At 54.3% G+C, this 1,074-nt stretch carries 1 pseudogene; it reads left to right on the top strand.

The window, feature by feature from the left end:
* Window positions 1-671: 671 nt before the first annotated feature.
* Window positions 672-1,074 (top strand): annotated as a pseudogene (locus CR254_RS17810) (transposase); the annotation flags it as partial.

Consider the following 1,074-nt stretch of genomic DNA (forward strand, 5'->3'; position numbering starts at 1 on the left):
AATAAATTATATGAATTCCTATGGTTAAAAGGATTCGGCTGACGGCAGTTGGGGGCAGACGAAGCCGATCTCGCGCTTTCACCGCCTCCGCCACTAAGCTCGCGACTCGGGTGGCAATAATCCCATTAAATTCAACGTCTTGCGTGCGTTTACCCGGAGTTGCAGTTTATATTAGTGTTGGTTTTGCTACACATTGCGCTACACAATCTGTAGCTCAATGCGTTTGTGGTGCGTGAGGGTTTATCGCGGGATCTCCCGTTGCGCTGAGATCACGACGTGTCTTCGCCTTTGACGTAGGGCAGGCGCCCCGAAGTGGGGCGCCCTCGGCGTGATTAGGCGGCGTTCGATGTGTAGGCAGATGGATCCCAACCCGCCTCCACCGCATCCAGGAGCGCCGAGATATACGTGCGCCCATGGCGGTGGTAGATCTCGGACGTTGTCCGGATATGTGACCGGAAAAGTTCCTGTGGCACAATAAGGTCAGGGCGGTGAGCTTTGATGTGAGAATGCAGAGCCTTCTCGACGCAGATCGCCCGATGTCCTGTTTCCAGCGAGACGGATCGCAGAACGGAACCCTTCGTTACTTCGGGGGCGATCTGGACCTGACCTGCCCCCTGAAACTTCCCTCACTTTAATGCAGAGCTTGCTCAACCTTTTGAAGGAGCAAACAGATGCGAAAGAGCCGTTTTAGCGAAGCCCAGATTATTGGGATGATCAAAGAGCAAGAAGCTGGGGTGTCGACTGCGGATGTGTGCCGCAAGCACGGCCTCAGCCAAGGAACGTTTTACAAGTTCAAGTCTCAGTATGGCGGCATGGAGGTGTCAGATGCAGCAAAGCTGCGTGCGGTCACGGACGAGAATGCCAAATTGAAACGTCTTCTGGCGGATACCATGCTGGACAACGTCGTCCTGAAATATCTGCTGGGAAAGAACTAACGACATCAAGTGAACGACGGGAAGCTGCACTTCGGGCGATGCGAGATCATGATATCTCGCAACGTCGGGCGTGCAGGCTCGTTGGTGTCGATCCCAAAACTGTCAGACGCGACCGTCCGCCTGACAATCCTGAGATACG

This window comes from Pontivivens marinum (genome assembly GCF_900231835.1).
Classification (GTDB): Bacteria; Pseudomonadota; Alphaproteobacteria; order Rhodobacterales; family Rhodobacteraceae; genus Pontivivens; species Pontivivens marinum.